Genomic DNA, 20,338 nt, shown 5'->3' on the forward strand with positions numbered 1-20,338 from the left:
GAGGCACCCGACACGTCCGGGACAGTTGCACTTTTCAGCAGACAAAAGGCCTGCGGCTTTAATCGCAGGCCTTTTTATTTATGGTGAATTCGCAGATGAACCACACATCAGAAAAGGTAACGGAATGCCAGTGTGATGATCATGTCTTCCGGTTCTTTTCAGGCTCTGATTTTTCGGTATGAAGGGTGAGTATTGACTCCCCATAAACCGGCCAGCGAACTGACAACAGCGCCTAACAGAAGAGCAAAAAACGACCATAATGCAATTTTTGCAGCCGCGCTGGCGGCTTCATCAGCTTTCTCTTTTGCCTGTTTTTTAAATTCAGCGTACTGCGCTTTCGCATCGTTCAGATTACTCTGGAGCTGAGCCATACGCTCGCTTACCTCCTGAACGGTTTTGTCACGGGCCTGAATGAAGTTATCAACGGCCTTGTCTGCTTCTTCAGATGACAGGCTGGTATTGTCTGTCAGCGCTTTTTTTACCTCATTCCTGTCGACACCTTTGCTGACAGCTTCCGCCCGTGACTTCAGTTTATCGCTTAACGTGTTAATAATGGCGTCACTGTTGCCCGGGTTAATGGCCAAATCTTTGACAGAGCTCGCGATATCACTTCCGGCTGCCTGAAGCTGGGACTGCAGAAACTCCGGCTGAAGTTCTCTTATATTACTCTTGCGCAGCGCATCTAGTACCTGTCCGTTCGCAAGTGGGGCCGTGAGCTGAGTGTTCAGTCCGAGCCTGTCAGCAATGTTCTGGGCTATATCTGCTGTTGTGCCAGACGCTTTTCCAGCAGCATTGCCCAATCCACTCACGGCAGTACCTGTGGCAGATGCTGCCGCACCAATTGCGCTTCCGGCCATGTGCAAAATGCCGCCAGCGGCGGCGAAGCCCAACACTGAGGCCACGAGCAGAGATGTCGCCCATGATAGAAATCCATGGATGGTTCCATCCGCCCCCGCCAGCCTGCCAGCCACGAAACCGCCGCAGGCCAGGCTCAGTACTATCGAGATAACTGACCATATGAGAACAGCCTTGTCAGCACCGTTGATTACATCGTCAGACTGAGGTGAAAGCATTGAAAAACCCAGGCTGGACCCAAGAGTAGCCAATAGTAGGGATACTGCAATTACAGTTACCACGCCAGCAATGATACTTCCCCATGAGACGCGCCTGTTCAGTTCCGCTTCTTTTACAAGTTCCATTGTAATCTCCATTCAAAAGCTAATGAGAAGGCGGGATTAGTCCACGCCTAGATTGATATTAGTAAAAATATCGAGCACTGAATTCGATTAGCAGAAACAGGTATCACCTTCACTGTCAGAGTTTAGCGGCTGGGTACGACGGATAGTACAAAGCGCAAGACAGTGCAGGTGAGACGCTTACATTAATTATGTGATAATTGCTTCTTAAGTGCTGAAAGTCTGCTTTATTACACCAATTTTGGATTGAGGCTGATGGCTGTTTCATACGCGCATAGTGCATTAGCCGGATCACTTAAAATTTCAAAGGCTTCTCCACGAATTCGATGTGCAATAGAGCCCCAGTAAGGCCGCACATCAGCCCCTTCGGATATTGCCGACTCTAGTACACCTAACACGATCCGAGCATTTTTTTGTCAACACTTGAGTATAACCACTCTCTCGCAGCCAGAATTTTCAGGCTGTAATCCCCTTTCTCAAGCCGAGCCTTTAGGTAAGCAAATTCATCATTGAATGTTCCATAGTGCGAGTAGCTGAACCAGCCAGTACCTCGATGTTCACACCTGAGCGATAGTAATCGTCCATCGTCTTCTACTTTGAATTTATAGCGAGAGGCCCAGCCTGTTGATGGAGTAACAGAAAACAGAATTGTTTTGGTCTGCAAATCCATCACCGACAGGATATTCCCATCTTCACTAGGAGCATTACAGGTTTGCACAATGGCATATCTGCCACATTTTGAAATCTCTTGAATGAAGATATTCGGCTTAAAGTGACGTCTGTATTCTTCGGTTTTTTCAGGATTTACTGCAAGTACCACTGCGAACAGACAGATTTATATTTAAGCATAGCGCCAGTGTGGAAGTGGTTGAATTTTACGCTTCGGACATTATCCATCCTCTGCAGAAAATAAACGAGGGTGTGGAGTGCATGATGATATTATTTGCAGAAAACTCGTTGTGGAGTAAAACCGTTCCGGACATCCTTGGCTTCTCTACACCAGAGCATGATAACGCAGAAACCCTAAGGGGCAAGCCCTAGCGCAATCTGATACACGCAGCATGCACGGTGTTTCCGCTTGGAGGTTCCACTCTCTTTGACCTGGATGCAGGTCACGGTGAGAAATATTTCCTCAGGATAAAACACACGATATCGATATATCAGAATAATATCATAAACTTATAATAAAACAAAAAGTTTCAATCTATTTATTATTAACCCATACCCGACAAACATGCTAATAGTTTAAATTATTCTCCGCAACTTGCTATAATAGGGATATGGTTAAGATTATTTCCATTGTTTTTTTAAGCGAGGTGTAAACGTGTTGTACAGCGAAGACATGACCGGTCACGCAGTTATTGGTGAAGCAGCAGTCAATCTTGCCGTGCGTGAAGAGGAAATATCCGTTGACGCTCTCCTGACAGAGCTGAACATTATGTTTAAAGCAGAGAAAATCAGCAGCCGCAGCCGGCGCATCAGCGATGCCATCAGCTGGCTGCGCGACTTCCGTACTATTGGTGTGCGCCGGGGTGCAAATGCGAAATGGATGCTGTCTGATGCAGACATTCACAATGCCGGCGGCGAGGCCATCATTCGCCTGCAGTTTGATGATGAAGATAAAATGAGATAACCACAGCTTCCGTCAGCGGGCGCTGAGCGCCCGACTTTACCTGACTTCGCAAGATGACTGCATACGCGCGCCATTATTAACGAAGCGCACCACAGCTCCTTTTAACCTATAATTTCTCTGTCATCGGGTACGTTTCGCAGATGTAGCGCTGCTGGACACATAATAACAATCCGCGTCAACACTATTATCGCCTTCATCCGCTCAGGATGTTCCGGCAGGGACCTTCACAGCATGAAAAATACCGACTCAGTGATCACAATCCGCAGCCGCCTGCAGAACGGCGGCAACGCGCTGGCGGCTGAAAGTCAGGAGCTTGAAGAGGCTATACAGGCGATTCTGGCCTCAGGCGGAAAGCTGACCAATAAAACGCTCATCATCCACATCATTCGCGACCTTGAGCACGAGCGTGACGCGCAGAGACAGGTGGTGCTGCGCAGCGTGCTGGAGCTTATTGTCAGTCACACGCCGGACGATGCCTGAGGGCAGGCCTCATAACACCTGCGTGACGGGGCTATTTCAGTTAAGTTTGGCGGCAAAAATCCGGATGGCCAAGCTGCAGGCCTCGCGCATGGCCATATCGGTACCGGACTCCTTCAGGCGCCACAGCGTGCCGATAAGTTCTTGCGGGCTGACTGCCCCGACCCTGTGCAGTACCTGCCTAATGGCCAGCCCGATGATTTCATGCATCAGTTCCTCTATTTCATTTTCGGTTTTCAGAGGCGCTCCGCTTATTGGGGGATATAGTCAGTGTATCGCGATAAGCGGCGCGCAGATATAAGCATCAAAAAAACCGCCCGGAGGCGGTTAAATAAGCAGGGTGGCGCCCCGATCGGGCGGAGTATCTCTTTCGCCGCACGGCAACTCGTCTTCATGACTGGGCGCCGGCTCGTGGTCCGGCAGCGGCGTCGCATCGTCAGGCATCGGCTGGTCAGACATGCTATTTGACGCCCTTCTGTTTCATCTTATCGCTGTCCCTGGTGTCTTTTTTGTTGCCAGCGGGCAGCTTGCTGTGGTCGGCGTCTTTGCCATCCTTCACATTTTTTTCGTTACTGTCAGCAATGGTTACCTCCCTCACCCGGTATCGGGTAACGTTAAGTTTAGCCGCGTAACGGTACCTGAAGGTGAACAAATATCCGGTCTGTGACTTAAGCGTAAAAACCGCTCACTACGCGGGCGGCAAAAGCGAGGCGTACCGCGCTTCAGTCATGTTTTCGTCCACGCACAGGCGGCAGATGCTGGCCCTTTTCTACAGCTGCTGTGACGCAATCTGATATGCGTGCCGGTAGCTCACGGCCGAGCCCAAAAAATGACGCTCAGAGTTGTCCTCAAGTCTCACGCAGCCCTTCATGAGCAGCTGGTCCTGCTGATCTTTTCTGAGCAGATAGTAAAACTGCCACATAGGCGGCATCCTTCCATGATAAAAGGAGCAATTTATGCCTGAATATAACGGAGGAATTAATTTCTAATGCGATTTAAGCGCGGGATAAGCGGAGGTTGTCGTCCCTGACAGGTTATCCGTCCGGTAGACGCCTGAGCGCGACCGCTGAGGTCATCTTCATCGTTGTCTTCCGGCCAGAGCCGGACTACGTCCTTTGGCGTCAGTTCTTCTCGTCGCTTAGGCCCACAAGAGTCTGCAGGTACGGCACGAGCCGGACGGCCTGCTCCGGCTCGTGAAAGCTCTTCAGCCAGATTCTGGCTGCGGCTATTTCAGTGAGACGATTATCGCTGCCGTCGGCCTCCGCCATGTGTCCTAGCTCGGAAATAAGCGAATGCACGCTTATTTCCTTTACGCCAAGCGCCAGGCTCAGTGCCGCCTCGCCAATAATGACGTGCCCTTTCCCGTCGTGTTGAATAGACAAATTTACTACCTCCGTTTCACGTTGATGACAGCCTCACGTCACACTGTAAACACAATTGAAGAAAGTGCCCGGAGGATATTCTGAAAAAACCTTAATGCGTAATAATTTATTTCAATAATTATGAGTAAAAGGCCCTGCGCGCGTTACAGATTACCGTTTAACGCATTCCTCGATATTCAAGTTGCATTTCACCACGCCCGTTACTGGTCCAGTTTGAAAAAGCGCGGCCGGCTGCTATCGTGCCCGTGACAATCTGCGGCAATTCGGAGCCTGAAATGCTTACAACCATAATTTACCGGAGCCACCTCGCCGATGACGTGCCCGTCAGCATCCTGCCGGGCATGGCGGAAAAGGCAAGGCTGCTCAACGCCCGCCACCAGGTGACGGGCATCCTGCTGTTTAACGGCACGCACTTCTTCCAGATCCTGGAAGGCCCGGAACAGGACGTGCTGGACACCTACGGCCGCATCTGCGCCGACCAGCGTCACCACAACGTGGTTGAGCTGATGCGCGATTACTCGCCGTCGAGGCGCTTCGGCAACCACGGCATGGAGCTGTTCGATCTGCGCCATCACCCCCGAGGCAGCGTGCTGCAGGCGGTGCTTGACCGCGGCACCTCTAAGTACCGCCTGACGTATGATGATCGTGGCCTGCAGTTTCTGCGAACCTTCGTGGAGGCCCGGGAGAAAGAAAACTACTTTGAGGTTCTGCCCGCTGACTACTGGGACTTTGTGCCGGATGAGAACGGGTCACCAGCGCCCGCGGCGGGCGTGACCTTCCTCCCGGTGGTCGATCCGCTCGGCCGTAAGATCACGGCCCTTGAGGTCATACCCGATGATGCGCAGGAAGGGCTCTCAGGCGATGAGATGTACGTACATAATCTCGCTGCGGTCACCGAGGCGTTGCAAAGAGTCGGCAGATCGTGTCCCGACGACACTATGCTCTACCTCAGTATTCTGCCCGGGACGCTGGTATCCGTTCCTGATGCCGTTGGTCGGATTGTCAGCGCCATCGACAGCGCTAAACTGGTACCGCAGCAAATCATACTGGGTGTCAGCGAGACGGAGGTGATTTCTCAGCTGAAAGCATTTTCCGCAGCGGTGCGGCAGTTGAAGCAGGCCGGCATCAGCCTCTCTATCGATAACTTCGGTGACGGCTCCGCCGGGCTGTCTCTGCTGGCGCACGTCCAGCCGGACCGCGTACGCATCGGGGCCTCGATCGTGCGTAATATTCACCGCAGCGGCCCACGTCAGGCGGTGGTACACGCGGTGCTGCGCTGCTGCTCAGCGCTGGAGATTAACGTAATCGCGGCGGGTATCGAGCAGCCGGAAGAGTGGATGTGGCTGGAGGCGGCCGGGGTCACTGATTTCCAGGGCGCGCTGTTCACCGCAGAGGGCGCGGCCGTTGCCTGGCCGGAGACCCGCGAGGCTGTCTGTCGTGCCGGATCAGAAAAAGGACCCGCGGGCCCACTGTGATTAACAGGACGCGGCTCGGTGAGGCGGAAGCTGCGTGGTCATAACGGCCGCGGGCACATCAGCCTTTTCCTGCCGCGGTTGGCCTTTTTAAGTCAGGAGCGGAAATGCGTCATCATGGCCGACGCATGCTGCGCATCCTGCGTGCGGTAAATCAGCAGCCGGCTTTTCGTCGAGGGCATAAATCTCGATGCCGGCCTCGCGCTGCTCGCTTTCAATTGCTGTGAAATGCATGTCAGGCCAGCGGCTCACCTTCAGCATAAACTCACTTAAAATCATTTTTTTCGCCTTTTATTGTTTTAAAATCGGTACTCTTTTCACCGGTATGCCCAGCGTAAAACTGGTTGCGCACTCTGCAAGCCATCAGCACGGTATCAGGCGTAAAAATTTCTTAAAGACAATATCTAAGCCCCTTTCAGCGCTGCAGCTTCCTGCAGCATGCGTCAGCAGGGCGTGTCCGGCAATACGCCGGCGACTATCAGTGCAACAGGAAATAACGGACAGGGGGAAACAGCGATGATTAGCGAAGACCGACTCAGCCAGATCATGGAGAATCCGGACAGCCATGAGGCGGAGGTCGTGGCGATGGCCCAGGAGCTCCTGCAACTGCGCCGCACGCTGGGCGTGCCTTGGGCCGTTGTACAGCCGCTGGGCGAGCTTTACGTGGAGGATGGGAATGCGGCGATGATCTGGCCAGCGAGCCAGGCGGAGCGCGGCGATGTCTTCCTGTACCGCCTGGAGAAGCCCTCACCGGGGGCGGATGCCGCAACGCCCGCAGCAAAGCCGCGCGTACGCAGAAAGAAATTACCAGCGCTGAAGTAAGGTATTTTCAGGACAGCATATCTCTGCCGGACAGCGCTGACGCAGCAGCGCAAAAGTTTTCACAGGTTATTGTCCCTGTGAATGTTCTGGCTAACTGCACTGTGGTAAGCTCTGAGCCCGAAACCTGCTGCCGGAAAACCCCCATGAAAAATGACTTTGAAGAAAATATGGCCGACATCATGATTGGCGAGGCCGTCACCGCGCTGCTGGATGAGGACGTGGCCATCAGCTGGGCGGCCCTCACGGATCGCCTGCAGTCGGCCATTGAAAATGAAACGGATGAAGATCGGATTCGCGCCGGGCTGCGCGCTATCGAAGAGGTCCGGCGGGAAATGCAGATCCGCGGCAGTGAAAAGACCGGCGTGGCCAGCCTGACAGAGCAGAAGCTCCACTGACGGCCGGGGCGGCGCGGTATCCGCCACGACGTCTTTCTTTTATACTGTATACTTATCCACCTTGCGGACGGAGGTCATATGATTGATGACACCCCCGCCGAAGATATCTAGGCCGTTATCGGAACGGTCGTGGCGCGCCTTCTTAAGCCGGACCAGTACTTGACCCTTCACGTAATCACCAACGCCCTGCACAGCATGGGCGAAACGGCCGACGCAGCCGGGATGCGCGAAAGCTGCGAACGCGCCGTCAGGATGCTTGCTCAGCAGATGCACTGACCTTCAGATTCCTACCGTTTTGACGTACACCCCTCGCGCAACAACATTGTCGTGCCACACTGGTGGGAGTGGCATCATTCAAACCAGGAGATGCCTGTGAAAGTCTGGATTGCCTTAACCCTTGCCGCCCCCCTGAGCTACTCCGCATGGCTTCAAAAGGGGGATTTGACTACCCGGCTGCGCTGGCATCTGCGCAGCAGAATTAATATTAGAAGCCTTCGTCGTCCGGTGTTTTGCCCACCACGATTTCCAGCGCGCTGCGAAGCACGTCCAGTTTAACCACGTCTGTGGTGCTCTCCAGTTGGGCGATCAGATGAAGAATGATCGCTTTGCTGGTTACCTTTTTACCGTGAATAACGATGTCGCGGATAACAGCGTCCAGCACGGCGGTTTCGTCGGCCAGCGCGTCGCCGCCGCTGCGGAAGTGCTGAATGATGTCGGCTTCTGTCGTGGTCGGCTGTTTGTTTAGCATGATGTAATCCGTCAGGTCCTGCGGGCAAAAGTGGCCAGGCTCACTGCCTGAAATAAAAAACGGCCACCATCCGGTAGCCGCGTCCTGCGGGCGTCCTGCCACTCTCCGCACTGGTCGGAGATTAGTTCTTCAGTTTACTTATTATTACCGCCATTCGGGCCTGTCAGCGCACCGAATACCAGCACGTCTGCGTCGCGGCTCTCACGGGACTGGAAAAACTCGCTCTGCACCTCGCCCAGCGCCAGGGCAATAGCTGCACGTATTTCCGGGTTCGTCTCGTCGCTGTTCATAGCGCGAAGCTGCCGTGCCACGCCGTCTGCGCTGACATGGTCATCGCTGCTCAGCAGCGCGACCACCGCCTCGCCCAGCACAACATCGGCCAGGCGAGTGAAGTCTGCATTATTCATACCCGCATCTTCCGGTTCGTGCCTTCCGGCCAACATTCAGGACCGCCATTCCGGGCGGTCCTGAATGCATGCTGCTGGCCCCGCCTCTTCACGCCGGGGTTATTCAGCGTTCAAACAGCATGCCGATTAGCGTCTGGTAGTGAAGCTCTTCTTCCTGATTCGCTGCCACTTCGAGGCGGCGCAGCAGTCTGGTACAGATGGCCTTACGGTTAAGGATCTTGCCTGCGCGCAGGATCTCTACGACAATCTGCCCCAGCGTTTCCTGCTGAGTCGGCGCCGATGCCTTGCTGAAGTAGTTCGCAATGTCGCTGGCAGAATCCGGATATTTCGTAACGTTCTGACGCATGGTGAACCTCTTAATAGCTAAAATGTAGTCGGCTCGGTCTGACCGTAAAGTTATACAACTAAATCAAACTTGTACAGTAATTGTGTTGTTGTACAGCTTATCTTTTTTTGCAAAAAGTGCTAGGCATTAGTAAACAGTAACTTAGGTGAGTATTAGTATTCGAATGGTGAGTGAAGTGATGAAATTTTTGTATAAGATGAAGAATGTTGTGGTGAACGTACGTTTCCGGGTCTCAGGAAAGAACCCTGTCCGGTGTATAAGCCGGACGGGCAAAAACCCCTCAGTGCGTTGAGCCGCGCCCCGATACTGTGACCCATCTCAGCTCATCCCGGTTGCCCGGTAATGACTTAAACCCGCGGAGCCAGCGTTTAGCCCCTCTTATCTGCACGCAGCGCGCAGGATTTTTCTCGCTGGCGGCCATATTCGCCAGCTCACGGATTAGAGAATCAACGGTAATATCCGTATTATTGACCGCCAGATGAACCGCAGCTTCGCCAATAATAAGATGGTGCTGGTCATGGTCATTATCAGGCACGCTCTGTTCTCCCTCCGCCTTATTAAGGTATTTCAGTGTAGCCGCTTAACGGACTGGAAACCGGTTCCGTATAAATACTTTCCGCGCATTATCCCGTCAGTCAGAATTTCGCACAGCCGCACAGCGATAAAAAACAACTTGAATCCAGATGCCTGACAGATTATCAGAAGTAATTATCGAAAAACACTGAATAAACCTTATGAGTGGTCTGAAATCGTTTTCATCCTGAGGTACAGTCTGGGCATGTCTGCGTTTCGGGATTTAATCTTAGAAGAGGATTTAACATGACCTGAAATATGGATGATAAGACTGCAGGGTACTGACCGTTAATATAAGCTGCGTATAAAAAACCAAGGGATAAAGTCCTGGTAGTTATCGTCCATTAACATCAGAGATAATTAGGAAGTACAGATCTCCTAATTGAGCGCGTCGTGAAGAAATATTACCCCCGGCGTGCGTCCATTGAGCCTAATCAAATTTCAGTTTTGGGAGCCCGGCGGCTGATAAGTCCGCCTTTAGGGCCGGCTTAGCGTGCGCGGTCGGGACAGTTTTTAAAGTTGCCGCGACTGGCGGCACCGCTTTTGCTGCCCGCTTCAGAGGCGCGTGCCGTGTCGGCCGCGAAATTTCCGGCTGCACCGCGTCTTGCAGTTGTCATAATGTCTTCCTCAGATAAAAGTTGTCCAGTTTATCAGACTATTATAGTGTGGCACGTCTGCACTGGGCTGCCTGCCTTCAGGACACTTTTTTCAAGGGTATGACAAAGGACGGCTGAACCTTTAACGCGGGCCTGACAGCACTTGCGGCTTGCCATTTCATTGGGATGCGCCAGGATTAGTGCGCGGAACGGCGCGTGATAACCCTCCGGTGGAGAACTGTTCTGCGGCCGTGCCGTTCCTCAGCTGCATCAGTTCTGCGCGGCGTTCAGAGGGTGCGTGCTGATGACAACCCGTCTACGCAGATGGCTCTCAGGCTCGGTGCCCCAACAGAAGACGACCCAGTGGCCGCAGAACGCCAGCCAGCTGCGTACGGGATGCAGTCAGCCCGATTCCCCTTTACCGTCCCACACCTACACGTAGTGCACCGGATCGCGCGGCGCCCAGGCCACCATCCCCTCCCACATCACCTTTGCGGCGTTAGTCTGCGCGCTGTCGGTAATGATGATCGACCAGCGGTGCAGAAAATGGCAGAAAAAACGCCGCGCCAAGCCGTGCGCCGCCCCTTCATGCTGAGGCTGGCGGGTACGCCTTACCATAACCTGTATGGAGGCGCGCTCCGGTGAGATGAAGTCTTCGGTTTCCTCCTGCTGCACCGCATAAACAGTCTCCGGCTCAGGCTCCTGCGTGACCAGCCTGAACTGGCGCTCCGCGCTGTTCTGCCAGAGGACGTAGCCGAAAGGGGTCACAAACCCGGGCAACGTAAACGGCTCCACGTCGCGGTCAAGAAACGCGCGGGGATCGGTTCGGTTGTTATCTTCCGGATTGAGCACCTAGCAGAAGCTGGTGTCGGGCAGGGTAATTGGCATGCTGTCGTCCGCCGTTATGTTTCTGTTCACTAAACCTCCCTGATAACCGGAGCGTTAATTTATGCCGCTGAATTGTCTGCAATAACGGGTGGTGCTTTTTAAAGGTAGAGCACCGCAGGATTACTACTGTACACGCGCCTGTGCATCGGTTATTTTGCGCCCGACGTCATTAATCATACACAGAGACTTCATGCAACAGAACGGACTACCCTTGGAAAAAGACGCTGGGCTGACCGGCTACTTCAGCCAGGTCACCCACCCCTGCCAGATTGAGCTGCTGGGCCGCATCACCGTTGAAATCCTGCGTAAGGAGCGGCGGCTGACACGCACCGCCTTGTGCCTGAAACTAATAGGGCACCTCGACGGTAGCGACGATGAGGCCGAAAGGGAACACCTAAAGTTTCTACTCAGAATGCTATTTAATCGCTGAGCCTGAGGGGTAACATCGGGAGTTCACAGGTCACGAAACGTTCGTCGAGGGAAGAGAGCGGCAACCGGAATGCCGTGCTGTCCCGGCGTACACACACGGTCTGCAGGTGGCGGTTATCGATAAACCGGACCTCGTCGCGGTCGTTGGAAATAATGAAATACGCGTCCGACGTTTCCTACGGATCAATGCATCCCAGCGCCCGGTAGGCCGTCGTGAGGCTGAACTCGCTCAGCAGTTACCGTGTTCAGTTCCGTGGTTTCTGCTTCAGATCTACATACTATCCACTTGCGCGAAATTACGCATGATATTGATTATCATAAGAATTAAATCCAGTACTGCCAGAAAAATCCACAAAACCGCACGTCTAACCAATTAGTCATGGTTGCAATAGGATTTGCTCAGAGGCGCTACCAGTATGTGTTTTTATCCCGAGCTAAGTATATGTAGCTCACCGGTATTCATTCAGCTAACGCCTGGCTGGAAACATTCATCCAGGACTTTAACCAGCGCTTTGCCCGACCGGCTAAATTACCCGAAAAACCTGCGCCGCATCGTTTTGGTGAGCGGCCAAGAGTTGGACGATATCGTCGCCTGGCAGACACAGCACACGTTCTCAAAATCAGTGACTTTTCAGTACGATAAAATTTTATACTTGGTTGAACACACGGAGGAAAACTCGCACATTGCCGTAGAGAAAATTCTCGCATTTGACTACCCGGACGGCACGCTCGTCTTCCGTCACTGCAGGCATCAAAGACCTAGAGTACCAGATGTTCCATAATCTGGAGTTTATCAGCAAGGGCGCATTATTGATAATAAAAGACTGGGCGCGGTACTGAAACTGGCGCAGGAGAAACCGGATGAGCTGGACGTGGCCGGCAAACGTGAACGCAGCACACACATGCCCGGGAGACGGGCGCAGATTCAGGAGCAACTCAGGGCGATAAATCCCGTTGTGGCTGAACCACCACTCTTCAAATCTAGTCTAAAAAAATGAGCGCACTGCCCTTTTCTTTTATTAAAAAACAGCCGAAAGTGACATTCAAAAATGGGAAATCAGAATGACATTTAAAATCAGGATAGACATGTTTTATAAAGGTAAAGCTAACCTGACCTTTCTTACCTTACCTGCCCGCTTCGTGCAACCTGCTGAGGCCCCTGAGATGGCGGCTTCTGATGCGGAATTTTTCAAGGTGAATGAAGTTAACCGGCTTAAAATAACCCAGAACGTTGTCGACCGGCGGCTGACAACCAATCTTGCTGCGGAGTGTCTCGGTATTTCTGACAGATAGTGCCGCCGCCTAATCCAGCGCTACCGTACTGATTGTCCGCTCGGTATGGCTGACTGGCGGCGCGGCAAGCCCAGCAACTACCAGCTGCCTGAGGCTCTCGCTGAACATGCTATCCAGATCATCCGCGAACGTTATACTGGCTTAGGTCCGACGCGGGCATGTGAGAAGCTGGCCTAACTCCACGGCGTGGTGTTATCTAAAGATAAGGTGCATAAGCTGATGATACTTTCCGGCCTCTGGATCCCCGCAGACTACGTGCTCCGAAGATCCAGCAGCCACGCTGTCGTCGCGCCTGCGTTGCGGAACTCATCTAGAGATAGCGTAATTGTCGATTTGGCTCCAGTGAGAAATGACGTTCCTGAAACAAGCTATATATCTGAGAAAAAAAACAAAACGCCAGAATAACTTCATAGCTAGGCTACTGGCCTACCGAATCTGGCAGGCCAGCTAATCACTGTCAGTGAGGCAGCTGCAGCACTTCCGTCACTTTGAAGCTGTCAGGAGTTTCACTGGCATTTACCGGCGCATGGAGCTTCCACCGCTGACCTGCCTCTATGTTCTGTCCCAGCCCAAGGGTATCACCCACAACAATGCCGTCCTTGAGCAGGTTGATTTTGACGCTCTGCATGGTCAGGGTGTGGTCCGTGGTATTTGTTACAATCCCGTCAACGTAGGTAATGCCGTTACTGCCTTTTGAAAAGTGCGCATCCGCTACGCTGGCAAGATTGTCACCCGGGGCCGCGATGGCCACGCCGGATAAGAGCGATAGACAAGCCGCTGCAGCAATGATCGTCTTTTTCATGAGTTTTCCTTTTTCGCTTTCCAAAGAAGAAACGAGAATAGGTGAGCGGTTAAGTCATGACAAGAACTTATCAACAGTCAGCTTTGACTGATGCGTATTGCGATCCAGACGCATGCAGGTTGGCTGCGGGAAAGCCGTCACGACACTCGGAGCTGGTGAAAGCGTTCGCATATATGCTGAATGCGTGGGAAGCACTGAAGAACTACGCTGGCGACGGCTGGGCAGAGGCCGACAACATTCAGGCTGTAAACTTGCTGCGCACGGTAAATCTTGAGAGAAAAAATCATCGGTTCTTCGGCTACGAACACGATGGATAGCGTGGCACGCAACTGTACGGACTTATCGTCAGCTGCCGTCTGAATGGCATCGTTCCTGAATGCTATCTTAGTCACGTACTATCGATGATCGCCAAGCGGCGGGACAACTGCATCTGTGAGTTACTGCCGTGGCATGTCACCCTGCCTGAGGAATAATCTCCGGGTCATTTTGTCAATCCGGTTCAAGCTGCACATTTACAGCCGCCATAATTAAGAATCTTCTCAACTTTCCTCTGGTGTTTAATTCACTCAGTTTACTTTTTTAAAGCTGCTTAATAATTCAACAGAATTACGCTGCTTTTATTAAAAAAATTATTTTAATGTCTGTCAGCGTGACAAACCTCACATTTTTGCCAGGCTTATATTACTTACCCAAAAGGAGATACAGATGAACTCATTTACCAATAAGAATCTCATCACGCAGGAATATCCAAAGCCGCCGTTTAAAAAACAGCATCAGCCTTTCCCGGGTCTGGCGAGCAAAATGGAGCCGTGCCCCGACCATGGTGAAACGAGCTATCGGGGTACAGGACGTCTAACCGGACGTAAAGCACTGATCACTGGCGGAGACTCTGGAATTGGACGTGCCGTTGCTATCGCGTATGCCCGAGAAGGCGCCGATGTTGCTATTAATTATTTGCCAGATGAAGAGCAGGATGCCGCTGAAGTTGTTAAATTAATCGAAGCGGAAGGCCGAAAAGCCGTTGCCATTCCCGGCGATATTCGTTCGGAAGAATTTTGTCAGCAACTGGTCAATGAAGCTGCCACTCAATTAAATGGTCTGGATATTCTGGTTAATAATGCCGGGCGCCAGCAGTTTAACGAATCGATTCGTACGCTATCTACGGAAGATTTTGACGCTACATTTAAGACAAACGTTTATGCGATGTTCTGGATAACCAAAGCGGCGCTGGAATACATGCCTGCCGGTTCATCCATCATCAATACCACCTCAGTACAGGCCTACGAACCGAGCGCCATTCTACTGGACTACGCTCAGACAAAAGCTTCGATAGCCGCTTTCACAAAAGCCCTCGCGAAGCAGTTGGGCGAACAGCAAATCCGCGTTAACGCTGTCGCACCCGGACCTTACTGGACGCCTCTGCAGATCTGCGGTGGCCAGCCACAGGAAAAAGTTGAGCAGTTTGGTGCCACCGCACCGCTGGGGCGTCCTGGCCAGCCGGCAGAAATTGCGCCTCTCTATGTCACCTTCGCTGAAACCACCAACAGCTTCGCCTCCGGACAAGTTTGGTGCTCCGATGGCGGCACCGGCACGGTCTGAGTGTCAGCAGGATTTTGAAGAACGTGGCCGAAAGCGGCCACGTTGTCGTCTCAGCATGCAGGGAAGAGCAATGATTAATCAGATACTACAATCGCCGATGCGCGAGGATGGATTTGCCCGTCTTGGGGACTATGCGGCCATTGGTGAGGGTCGGTCTGTGGCACTTATTGCCCCTGATGGGGCCATAGACTGGTGGTGTGCACCAAACCTTGATTCACCGCCATTATTTGACCGCATGTTGGATCCGGAAATTGGCGGCTTTTTCCAGATAGAACCTTTAGATGAGTACCGTACAGAACGGGCTTACCGCCCTCACAGCAATATACTTGAAACTCGGTTTATCACGTCGGCTGGCAGTGTACTCATCACAGAGTCCATCAACAGCACGCTGGCCGGTCGTCTTCCCTGGAGCGAACTAGCAAGACGTATTGAAGGGGTTAAAGGCGAAGTTGAGCTGTGCCTAACGTTACGCTTCGGCACCGCAGCCGAAACACGCTCACCGTGGCGGGACGACACAGAACAAGGAGACGTTTATCATCTTGCCGATCTGTTGGCGATGCTGCGCACGACTGAAGACTGGCTAATCACTGAGCGCGGCGATGGGAGAATACGCGCAACGCTTCGCACCCGACCTGAAAGCCACTCTCTGGTCGCCCTGCTGGTGACGGAGCGCGAGCCGCTGGCTGTGCCTGATTTGAAAGCCATTGATGCCCGTATTGAAACCAGCCATACGGCGTGGCGCGACTGGACGCACAGCCTGAGCTATGCAGGCCGCTATGCAGATAACGTGAGACGCTCGGCGCTGTCTCTCAAATTCCTCTGGTATTCGCCAACCGGTGCCCTGGCCGCTGCGGCGACCACCTCACTGCCTGAGGGCATTGGGGGGGAGAAGAATTATGACTATCGCTATGCATGGGTACGCGACGCCTGCCTGATTATCAAGTCGTTCGTTTTCCTGGGCGCGCTGGAAGACTGCAAAGCTGCTTTTTCCTGGTTATCGAAAACCATCATACGCCACGGCACCCGGCTGCGCGCCTGTTACACGCTTGAAGGCGGTGTGGTTCCTGCAGAGAGTTACCTCCCCTTACGCGGTTATCAGAACTCTCTTCCTGTTCGTGTCGGTAACAACGCACGCGACCAGGTTCAGCTGAGCATGTATGGAGACATGCTGGCCACGGCAGAACTCTTCATCCGCGCCGGCCACATTCTGGATCTTGAAACTTCGCGCATGCTGGGACAGCTGGCGAACTACTGTGCCGATCAGTGGCGTCAGAAAGATAGCGGGATCTGGGAGTTGCCAGACGAACAGCATTATACCCACTCCAAAATGGCCTGCTGGCTGGCGCTTGACAGCGCGGTTTCACTGGCAAAAGCAAAACATATTGAACCCACCTGGATTCAGCGCTGGGAGCGGGAGCGGGAGCGCATTAGTGAATGGATTGAACAGCACTGCTGGTCGGAGGAAAAGCAGGCATACCTCTTCTATCCCCACGCAGACGGTAAGCTCGATGCCGCTCTGGCGCTGGTACACCACTATGGCAACACGGTTAACCCGGAACGCATGCGTGCCACTTATCGTGCCATCCGGCAGGATTTAGGCCACGGCAGCGCGATGCTATACCGTTACAGCGGCGTTGAGCAGGAAGAAAGCACGTTTATTGCCTGCTCTTTCTGGCTGGTCGAGGCGCTGGCGGCCATGGGTGACACCCGGGTAGCCGAAGAGGCAATGGAAGAGATTCTGGATAAGCTCTGCCAGCGCGGTAACGTCGAAACCTTCAATGAAATGTTTGATGTCCGCAGCGGCGAGTGGCGCGGCAACATGCCACAGGGGTTGAGCCACCTGGCTCTCATCTGTGCGGCGCAGGCGCTGACCGATCACGCTTAAACCTCAAACGTTTTATCTGAAGGCAGGGTGCCAGCTTTACAGATACAACCCGGCTGGCCCTCCTGCATCACTTTAAAAAGGATATCACCGATGATCCGCGGAATTGAACATATTGGCATTACCGTTTCTGATTTAAAGCAGGCAGAACATTTCTTCATCGGCGCACTGGATGCATCTGTGCTCTACCGTATCGTTCCGCCCACTGACGCTGAAAAGTTTATTCCGGGCAAGAAAATGGCTCCTCTCAATGGCTTCCCTGCAGAACTCAGGTTAATCGGCCTGTCCATGCTGCGGCTGAGGAATGGGTGCAATGTTGAGTTATTTCAGACACAGCCTGCCGCGAAAGATCACTCCTCTCATCCGGGCATGCCGGGAATTAACCACTTCTCACTGTATGTGGATAACATTCACCAGGCAGCGGAAAGAATGCGGGAGCATGGCGCTGAAATGCTTGAAGGCCCTTCCGACTGCTTTGCTCAGGAGGATGGGGCGGGCAATCAGACGTGGTTCGGCATGACCCCTTTTGGCGTCCTCATTGAGCTCATCACACTGCCTTCAGGCATTCGCTACGACGCAGAAGCCACTCAGCAGCGCTGGATACCGGAAGCCTGAATCTTTCAACCGGAGGCCAGACGATGCAAAGACGTGAATTTATTGCGGGCGGACTCGCAACATTGTGCCTGTCGCGGGCAGCCTTCACTGCGGCAGAGTCGATGGTAAATCTGCAACTTCAGGTTGCTGCCACTTCACCCTGGCTTGCCAACGGCATTGCTGTCTCAGCCAGCGGCACCATGTTCCTCAACTTCCCCCGCTTTAAAGGGCATGAGAAGTCGCCGGCGCTTGCGCGCGTGACCGAATCTGGCCTGGCCCCCTTCCCGGGTAATCACTGGAATGAATGGACGTCGGGTGATGAAGGTCTCAACAGCCTTGTCAACGTTAATGCCTGCCATCACTTCGGTGACGGCCTGCTGTGGGCGGTTGATCAGGGGGCCACTCAGGGAGAGCAACCTTCAAAGGGAGCAGCAAAACTCGTTGCATTCAACATCGCAACAGGCGAAGCGGCTTCAGTTATCCGATTTGATGAAAAAGCTTTACCGCCTGGTGGAGCGCCTAACGACCTGCGCATACAGGGTAACTCAGTGTATGTGACGGATTCAGGGCTTGGCGGCTTCATCATTCACGACCTTGAGACGGGCAAAACGATAAGGAGGCTCTCCGGAAATGCATTGCTGCGTAAACCTGAGGGGCTCGTTCAGAAAGGCTACCAGGGCCGAATTCTTGAAGATAGCCGCGGAAAGCGCCCTGCCGTGCACAGTGACGTTATCGAGGTCAGCCCTGACGGACGATGGCTTTACTATGCGCCCCCGACCGGCCCGCTTTACCGTATCCCTACGGCTTCATTAAAAGATCAGCGGTTAAGTGATAAAACACTGGTGGGACAAATTGAGAAAGTTGCGGATATCCCATCTATAGGTGGCTCCGCCATCGATGCGGCAGGGAATATTTATCTTTCGAACGTGGAAAACCGCTCCGTCGATAAACTCCTGCCTGACGGTACGCTAAAGAGGCTAATTCAGAATGAAAAGCTCATAACGCCCGACGCTCTCGTCATCTCAGACGGCTGGATCTATGTGCCCGCGCCTCAGATTGAGTATCTGGCAGATAACAACAAGGGTAAAGATGCAACCCATGGACCTTGGTCAGTTTACCGTTTTCCCTTTAGCACTTAAGAAAACGATTATGTGAATCAATTCGATACGTTGCATGACGAAGCCTTAGGGCAGGACAGGAGGAATTGCAGGCATAGAACGGAAGTCGCACCTGATAAACAGACATTAGAGGTAGTCCCAGGATACCAGACTTTATCCAGGCAGGATGACTTCACCTCAGGAAAACTCCGAGAATGTGATGCACGACAGGAAAATTGCCATGAATGGACCATACTGATTAGCATGAAACTCTGCAGAGGGATTGCCTGACGGCAGCCCGTGAATTAACGAAGGAGACTGGCATGAATGAAGATCGCATAAGCGGTAACTGGAAGCAATTTAAAGGCAAAGTGAAAGAACAGTGGGGCAAACTCACCGACGACGACATGGACGTGGCCGAAGGCAAGCGTGACCAGTTGGTAGGCCGTATCCAGGAACGTTACGGTTATGGTAAAGAGCAGGCTGAAAAAGAGTTAAAGGACTGGGAAGACTCCAACCACTATAAGTGGTAGCCATTAAGGCCTTTACTCAAACCGGCTCCGTGCCGGTTTTTTCATTTGACGACATGAGGACATGTTACATGGGGTAGATACTGATCAACCTGCCTGCAACCTTTCCATACTATCGTTCGGGTTTCTACGACAGTACTAGTATTCTACATTCGGCTATACAAGGTAACTGAAGAGCACTGCAATATTCATATTCCGTAGGCAGATCCCCTGAGAGAGCAGACTCAAAAGAGTTATTGCAGTTTAATTGTCAAAGTCCAACGCCGATGGTGTCTTTAGATCTGCTCTAGTGCCGAAAATCTACCTTAAATTAAAGGCGTTAACTTCAAAGATGGGTTTTGAAAATCGCCCAGCGCGAAGCCTCTTTAGATATAAGTTAATGACTTTTTTCTGAACTAATCTATAGCTTATACCTTGTCTAACCCAATCTTCTGGGAACTTGATTTTATACCCACCTCTCAATCTGCCGGTTTTATAATCTGCCTTTAAAAACTCTTTTATTCCGCTCCCGCATTTACAGGATAAATTTGCAGCGAGAACCGTATTGACACGATGACCCGGAGATTATCCCGCGGCAGGTTGACGCACCACGACAGTAACTCACCGACACGACTGACCAGCCCCGAGGCGATTACCGACAGATGTGACGAATTTCGTAGACTCTTTCCAGCCGAATAAGACAGCGCATGCAGGGACTGGTAGTTATGGTAATTAATCTTGTGTCGGTTTAGCACAGTACTATCGGAGATGTCGTCCCTGACAGGTTCCCCGGCCGGTACGCGCCTGTGCGCGACTGCTGGGGTCATCGTCGTGTCCCGGCCAGAGCCGGACTATATCCTTTGGTGTCAGTTCTTCTCGTCGTTCAGGCCAGCAAGAGTCTGCAGGTACGGCACATGCCGGACGGCTTGCTCCGGCTCGTGGAAGCTCTTCAGCCAGTCTCTGGCTTCGGATATTTCAGTGAGTCGGTTATCGTTGCCGCCAGCCTCCGCCATGTGTTTTAGCTCGGAAATAAGCGATCGCACACTTATTTCCTTTTCGCTCAGCGCCAGGCTTAGTGCCGCCTCGCCAATAATGACGTGCCCTTTCCCGTCGTTATGAATAGACAAATTTACTACCTCCGTTTTACGTTGATGACAGCCTCCTAGTAAATTCTAGATGCAGCTCCCCAAATTGACCG

At 52.6% G+C, this 20,338-nt stretch carries 24 protein-coding genes and 4 pseudogenes; 14 read left to right on the plus strand and 14 right to left on the minus strand.

Going from position 1 to position 20,338, the window contains the following annotated elements:
* Nucleotides 1-158: 158 nt before the first annotated feature.
* Nucleotides 159-1,199: a YrzE family protein gene (locus F3J40_RS20555; RefSeq protein WP_167017681.1), complete on the minus strand. Its 1,041-nt coding sequence runs from the start codon at nucleotides 1,197-1,199 to the stop codon at nucleotides 159-161.
* Nucleotides 1,200-1,587: 388 nt separating this feature from the next.
* Entirely contained in the window at nucleotides 1,588-2,016 is a 429-nt protein-coding gene (locus F3J40_RS20560; protein WP_167017683.1) for a hypothetical protein, read from the minus strand.
* 504 nt (nucleotides 2,017-2,520) lie between these two features.
* Between F3J40_RS20560 and F3J40_RS20565 the strand changes: the two genes are divergently transcribed.
* Complete coding sequence (locus F3J40_RS20565; protein ID WP_017345779.1) at nucleotides 2,521-2,829, plus strand: hypothetical protein; 309 nt, start codon at nucleotides 2,521-2,523, stop codon at nucleotides 2,827-2,829.
* Between the two features lie 231 nt (nucleotides 2,830-3,060).
* Nucleotides 3,061-3,309: a biofilm development regulator YmgB/AriR family protein gene (locus F3J40_RS20570; RefSeq protein ID WP_017345778.1), complete on the plus strand. Its 249-nt coding sequence runs from the start codon at nucleotides 3,061-3,063 to the stop codon at nucleotides 3,307-3,309.
* Nucleotides 3,310-3,345: 36 nt separating this feature from the next.
* On the opposite strand, the gene F3J40_RS20575 is transcribed toward F3J40_RS20570, so the two are convergent.
* Both F3J40_RS20575 and F3J40_RS20580 read right to left on the minus strand, forming a co-directional pair.
* The gene (locus F3J40_RS20575) at nucleotides 3,346-3,516 is read right to left on the minus strand and encodes a hypothetical protein (RefSeq protein WP_167017685.1); all 171 of its coding nucleotides are present in this window, start codon (nucleotides 3,514-3,516) and stop codon (nucleotides 3,346-3,348) included.
* Between the two features lie 911 nt (nucleotides 3,517-4,427).
* A complete protein-coding gene (locus F3J40_RS20580) occupies nucleotides 4,428-4,688 on the minus strand; it encodes a hypothetical protein (RefSeq protein WP_167017687.1) in 261 nt (86 codons plus the stop codon).
* Between the two features lie 275 nt (nucleotides 4,689-4,963).
* On the opposite strand from F3J40_RS20580, the gene F3J40_RS20585 reads away from it, so the two are divergent.
* Nucleotides 4,964-6,163 carry a diguanylate phosphodiesterase gene (locus F3J40_RS20585; protein WP_167017688.1) on the plus strand — a complete coding sequence of 400 codons (1,200 nt, stop codon included), beginning with the start codon at nucleotides 4,964-4,966 and terminating at the stop codon, nucleotides 6,161-6,163.
* 87 nt (nucleotides 6,164-6,250) lie between these two features.
* Here F3J40_RS20585 and F3J40_RS20590 read toward each other — a convergent pair whose 3' ends face one another.
* Nucleotides 6,251-6,439 (minus strand): hypothetical protein, encoded by a 189-nt coding sequence (locus F3J40_RS20590; RefSeq protein ID WP_017345772.1) that lies wholly within the window; start codon nucleotides 6,437-6,439, stop codon nucleotides 6,251-6,253.
* Nucleotides 6,440-6,676: 237 nt separating this feature from the next.
* On the opposite strand from F3J40_RS20590, the gene F3J40_RS20595 reads away from it, so the two are divergent.
* Nucleotides 6,677-6,982 (plus strand): hypothetical protein, encoded by a 306-nt coding sequence (locus F3J40_RS20595; protein WP_205297469.1) that lies wholly within the window; start codon nucleotides 6,677-6,679, stop codon nucleotides 6,980-6,982.
* A gap of 143 nt (nucleotides 6,983-7,125) precedes the next feature.
* Nucleotides 7,126-7,377, plus strand: coding sequence for a hypothetical protein (locus tag F3J40_RS20600; protein ID WP_017345770.1), 252 nt, complete (start codon nucleotides 7,126-7,128; stop codon nucleotides 7,375-7,377).
* Between the two features lie 484 nt (nucleotides 7,378-7,861).
* Here the strand turns inward: F3J40_RS20600 and F3J40_RS20610 are convergent, their stop codons facing one another.
* The 6 genes from F3J40_RS20610 to F3J40_RS20630 form a co-directional block, all read right to left on the minus strand.
* A complete protein-coding gene (locus F3J40_RS20610; RefSeq protein WP_026042380.1) occupies nucleotides 7,862-8,125 on the minus strand; it encodes a biofilm/acid-resistance regulator YmgB/AriR in 264 nt (87 codons plus the stop codon).
* Nucleotides 8,126-8,259: 134 nt separating this feature from the next.
* Nucleotides 8,260-8,568, minus strand: a complete 309-nt coding sequence (locus tag F3J40_RS20615; protein ID WP_240155558.1) for a hypothetical protein — start codon at nucleotides 8,566-8,568, stop codon at nucleotides 8,260-8,262.
* 67 nt (nucleotides 8,569-8,635) lie between these two features.
* Nucleotides 8,636-8,878 carry a regulatory protein YcgZ gene (gene ycgZ, locus F3J40_RS20620; RefSeq protein ID WP_167017690.1) on the minus strand — a complete coding sequence of 81 codons (243 nt, stop codon included), beginning with the start codon at nucleotides 8,876-8,878 and terminating at the stop codon, nucleotides 8,636-8,638.
* A gap of 280 nt (nucleotides 8,879-9,158) precedes the next feature.
* Nucleotides 9,159-9,413 (minus strand): hypothetical protein, encoded by a 255-nt coding sequence (locus F3J40_RS20625; protein WP_017345765.1) that lies wholly within the window; start codon nucleotides 9,411-9,413, stop codon nucleotides 9,159-9,161.
* Between the two features lie 526 nt (nucleotides 9,414-9,939).
* Nucleotides 9,940-10,068 carry a con-10 family general stress protein gene (locus F3J40_RS25080; protein ID WP_255464887.1) on the minus strand — a complete coding sequence of 43 codons (129 nt, stop codon included), beginning with the start codon at nucleotides 10,066-10,068 and terminating at the stop codon, nucleotides 9,940-9,942.
* A gap of 411 nt (nucleotides 10,069-10,479) precedes the next feature.
* Complete coding sequence (locus F3J40_RS20630; RefSeq protein WP_167017692.1) at nucleotides 10,480-10,899, minus strand: hypothetical protein; 420 nt, start codon at nucleotides 10,897-10,899, stop codon at nucleotides 10,480-10,482.
* Nucleotides 10,900-11,125: 226 nt separating this feature from the next.
* Between F3J40_RS20630 and F3J40_RS20635 the strand changes: the two genes are divergently transcribed.
* Nucleotides 11,126-11,365, plus strand: a complete 240-nt coding sequence (locus F3J40_RS20635; RefSeq protein ID WP_017345762.1) for a biofilm development regulator YmgB/AriR family protein — start codon at nucleotides 11,126-11,128, stop codon at nucleotides 11,363-11,365.
* Here the strand turns inward: F3J40_RS20635 and F3J40_RS24965 are convergent.
* A pseudogene (locus F3J40_RS24965) lies at nucleotides 11,355-11,600 on the minus strand (hypothetical protein); the annotation flags it as partial. The gene F3J40_RS20635 and the pseudogene F3J40_RS24965 overlap by 11 nt on opposite strands.
* A gap of 212 nt (nucleotides 11,601-11,812) precedes the next feature.
* Between F3J40_RS24965 and F3J40_RS25245 the strand changes: the two are divergent.
* Nucleotides 11,813-12,362: pseudogene (locus tag F3J40_RS25245) on the plus strand (ISNCY family transposase); the annotation flags it as partial.
* Between the two features lie 166 nt (nucleotides 12,363-12,528).
* A pseudogene (locus F3J40_RS20645) lies at nucleotides 12,529-12,968 on the plus strand (transposase family protein); the annotation flags it as partial.
* Nucleotides 12,969-13,114: 146 nt separating this feature from the next.
* Here the strand turns inward: F3J40_RS20645 and F3J40_RS20650 are convergent.
* Complete coding sequence (locus F3J40_RS20650) at nucleotides 13,115-13,459, minus strand: FxLYD domain-containing protein (RefSeq protein WP_167017558.1); 345 nt, start codon at nucleotides 13,457-13,459, stop codon at nucleotides 13,115-13,117.
* Nucleotides 13,460-13,596: 137 nt separating this feature from the next.
* Between F3J40_RS20650 and F3J40_RS24970 the strand changes: the two are divergent.
* The 6 genes and pseudogenes from F3J40_RS24970 to F3J40_RS20685 all read left to right on the plus strand — a co-directional run.
* A pseudogene (locus F3J40_RS24970) lies at nucleotides 13,597-13,932 on the plus strand (transposase domain-containing protein); the annotation flags it as partial.
* A 232-nt stretch (nucleotides 13,933-14,164) separates the two neighbouring features.
* Nucleotides 14,165-15,058 carry an SDR family oxidoreductase gene (locus F3J40_RS20665; RefSeq protein ID WP_017345759.1) on the plus strand — a complete coding sequence of 298 codons (894 nt, stop codon included), beginning with the start codon at nucleotides 14,165-14,167 and terminating at the stop codon, nucleotides 15,056-15,058.
* Nucleotides 15,059-15,128: 70 nt separating this feature from the next.
* Entirely contained in the window at nucleotides 15,129-16,943 is a 1,815-nt protein-coding gene (locus F3J40_RS20670) for a glycoside hydrolase family 15 protein (RefSeq protein WP_167017696.1), read from the plus strand.
* A 90-nt stretch (nucleotides 16,944-17,033) separates the two neighbouring features.
* Entirely contained in the window at nucleotides 17,034-17,555 is a 522-nt protein-coding gene (locus F3J40_RS20675; RefSeq protein ID WP_167017698.1) for a VOC family protein, read from the plus strand.
* A 23-nt stretch (nucleotides 17,556-17,578) separates the two neighbouring features.
* Nucleotides 17,579-18,673: an SMP-30/gluconolactonase/LRE family protein gene (locus tag F3J40_RS20680; protein ID WP_167017700.1), complete on the plus strand. Its 1,095-nt coding sequence runs from the start codon at nucleotides 17,579-17,581 to the stop codon at nucleotides 18,671-18,673.
* A gap of 281 nt (nucleotides 18,674-18,954) precedes the next feature.
* On the plus strand, nucleotides 18,955-19,164 hold the full coding sequence (locus F3J40_RS20685) for a CsbD family protein (protein WP_017345754.1): 210 nt from the start codon (nucleotides 18,955-18,957) through the stop codon (nucleotides 19,162-19,164).
* 842 nt (nucleotides 19,165-20,006) lie between these two features.
* On the opposite strand, the gene F3J40_RS20690 is transcribed toward F3J40_RS20685, so the two are convergent.
* Entirely contained in the window at nucleotides 20,007-20,267 is a 261-nt protein-coding gene (locus F3J40_RS20690) for a hypothetical protein (protein WP_167017702.1), read from the minus strand.
* Nucleotides 20,268-20,338 lie beyond the last annotated feature (71 nt).

The organism is Candidatus Pantoea multigeneris (assembly GCF_011752615.1).
In the GTDB taxonomy this organism is placed as follows: Bacteria; Pseudomonadota; Gammaproteobacteria; order Enterobacterales; family Enterobacteriaceae; genus Pantoea; species Pantoea multigeneris.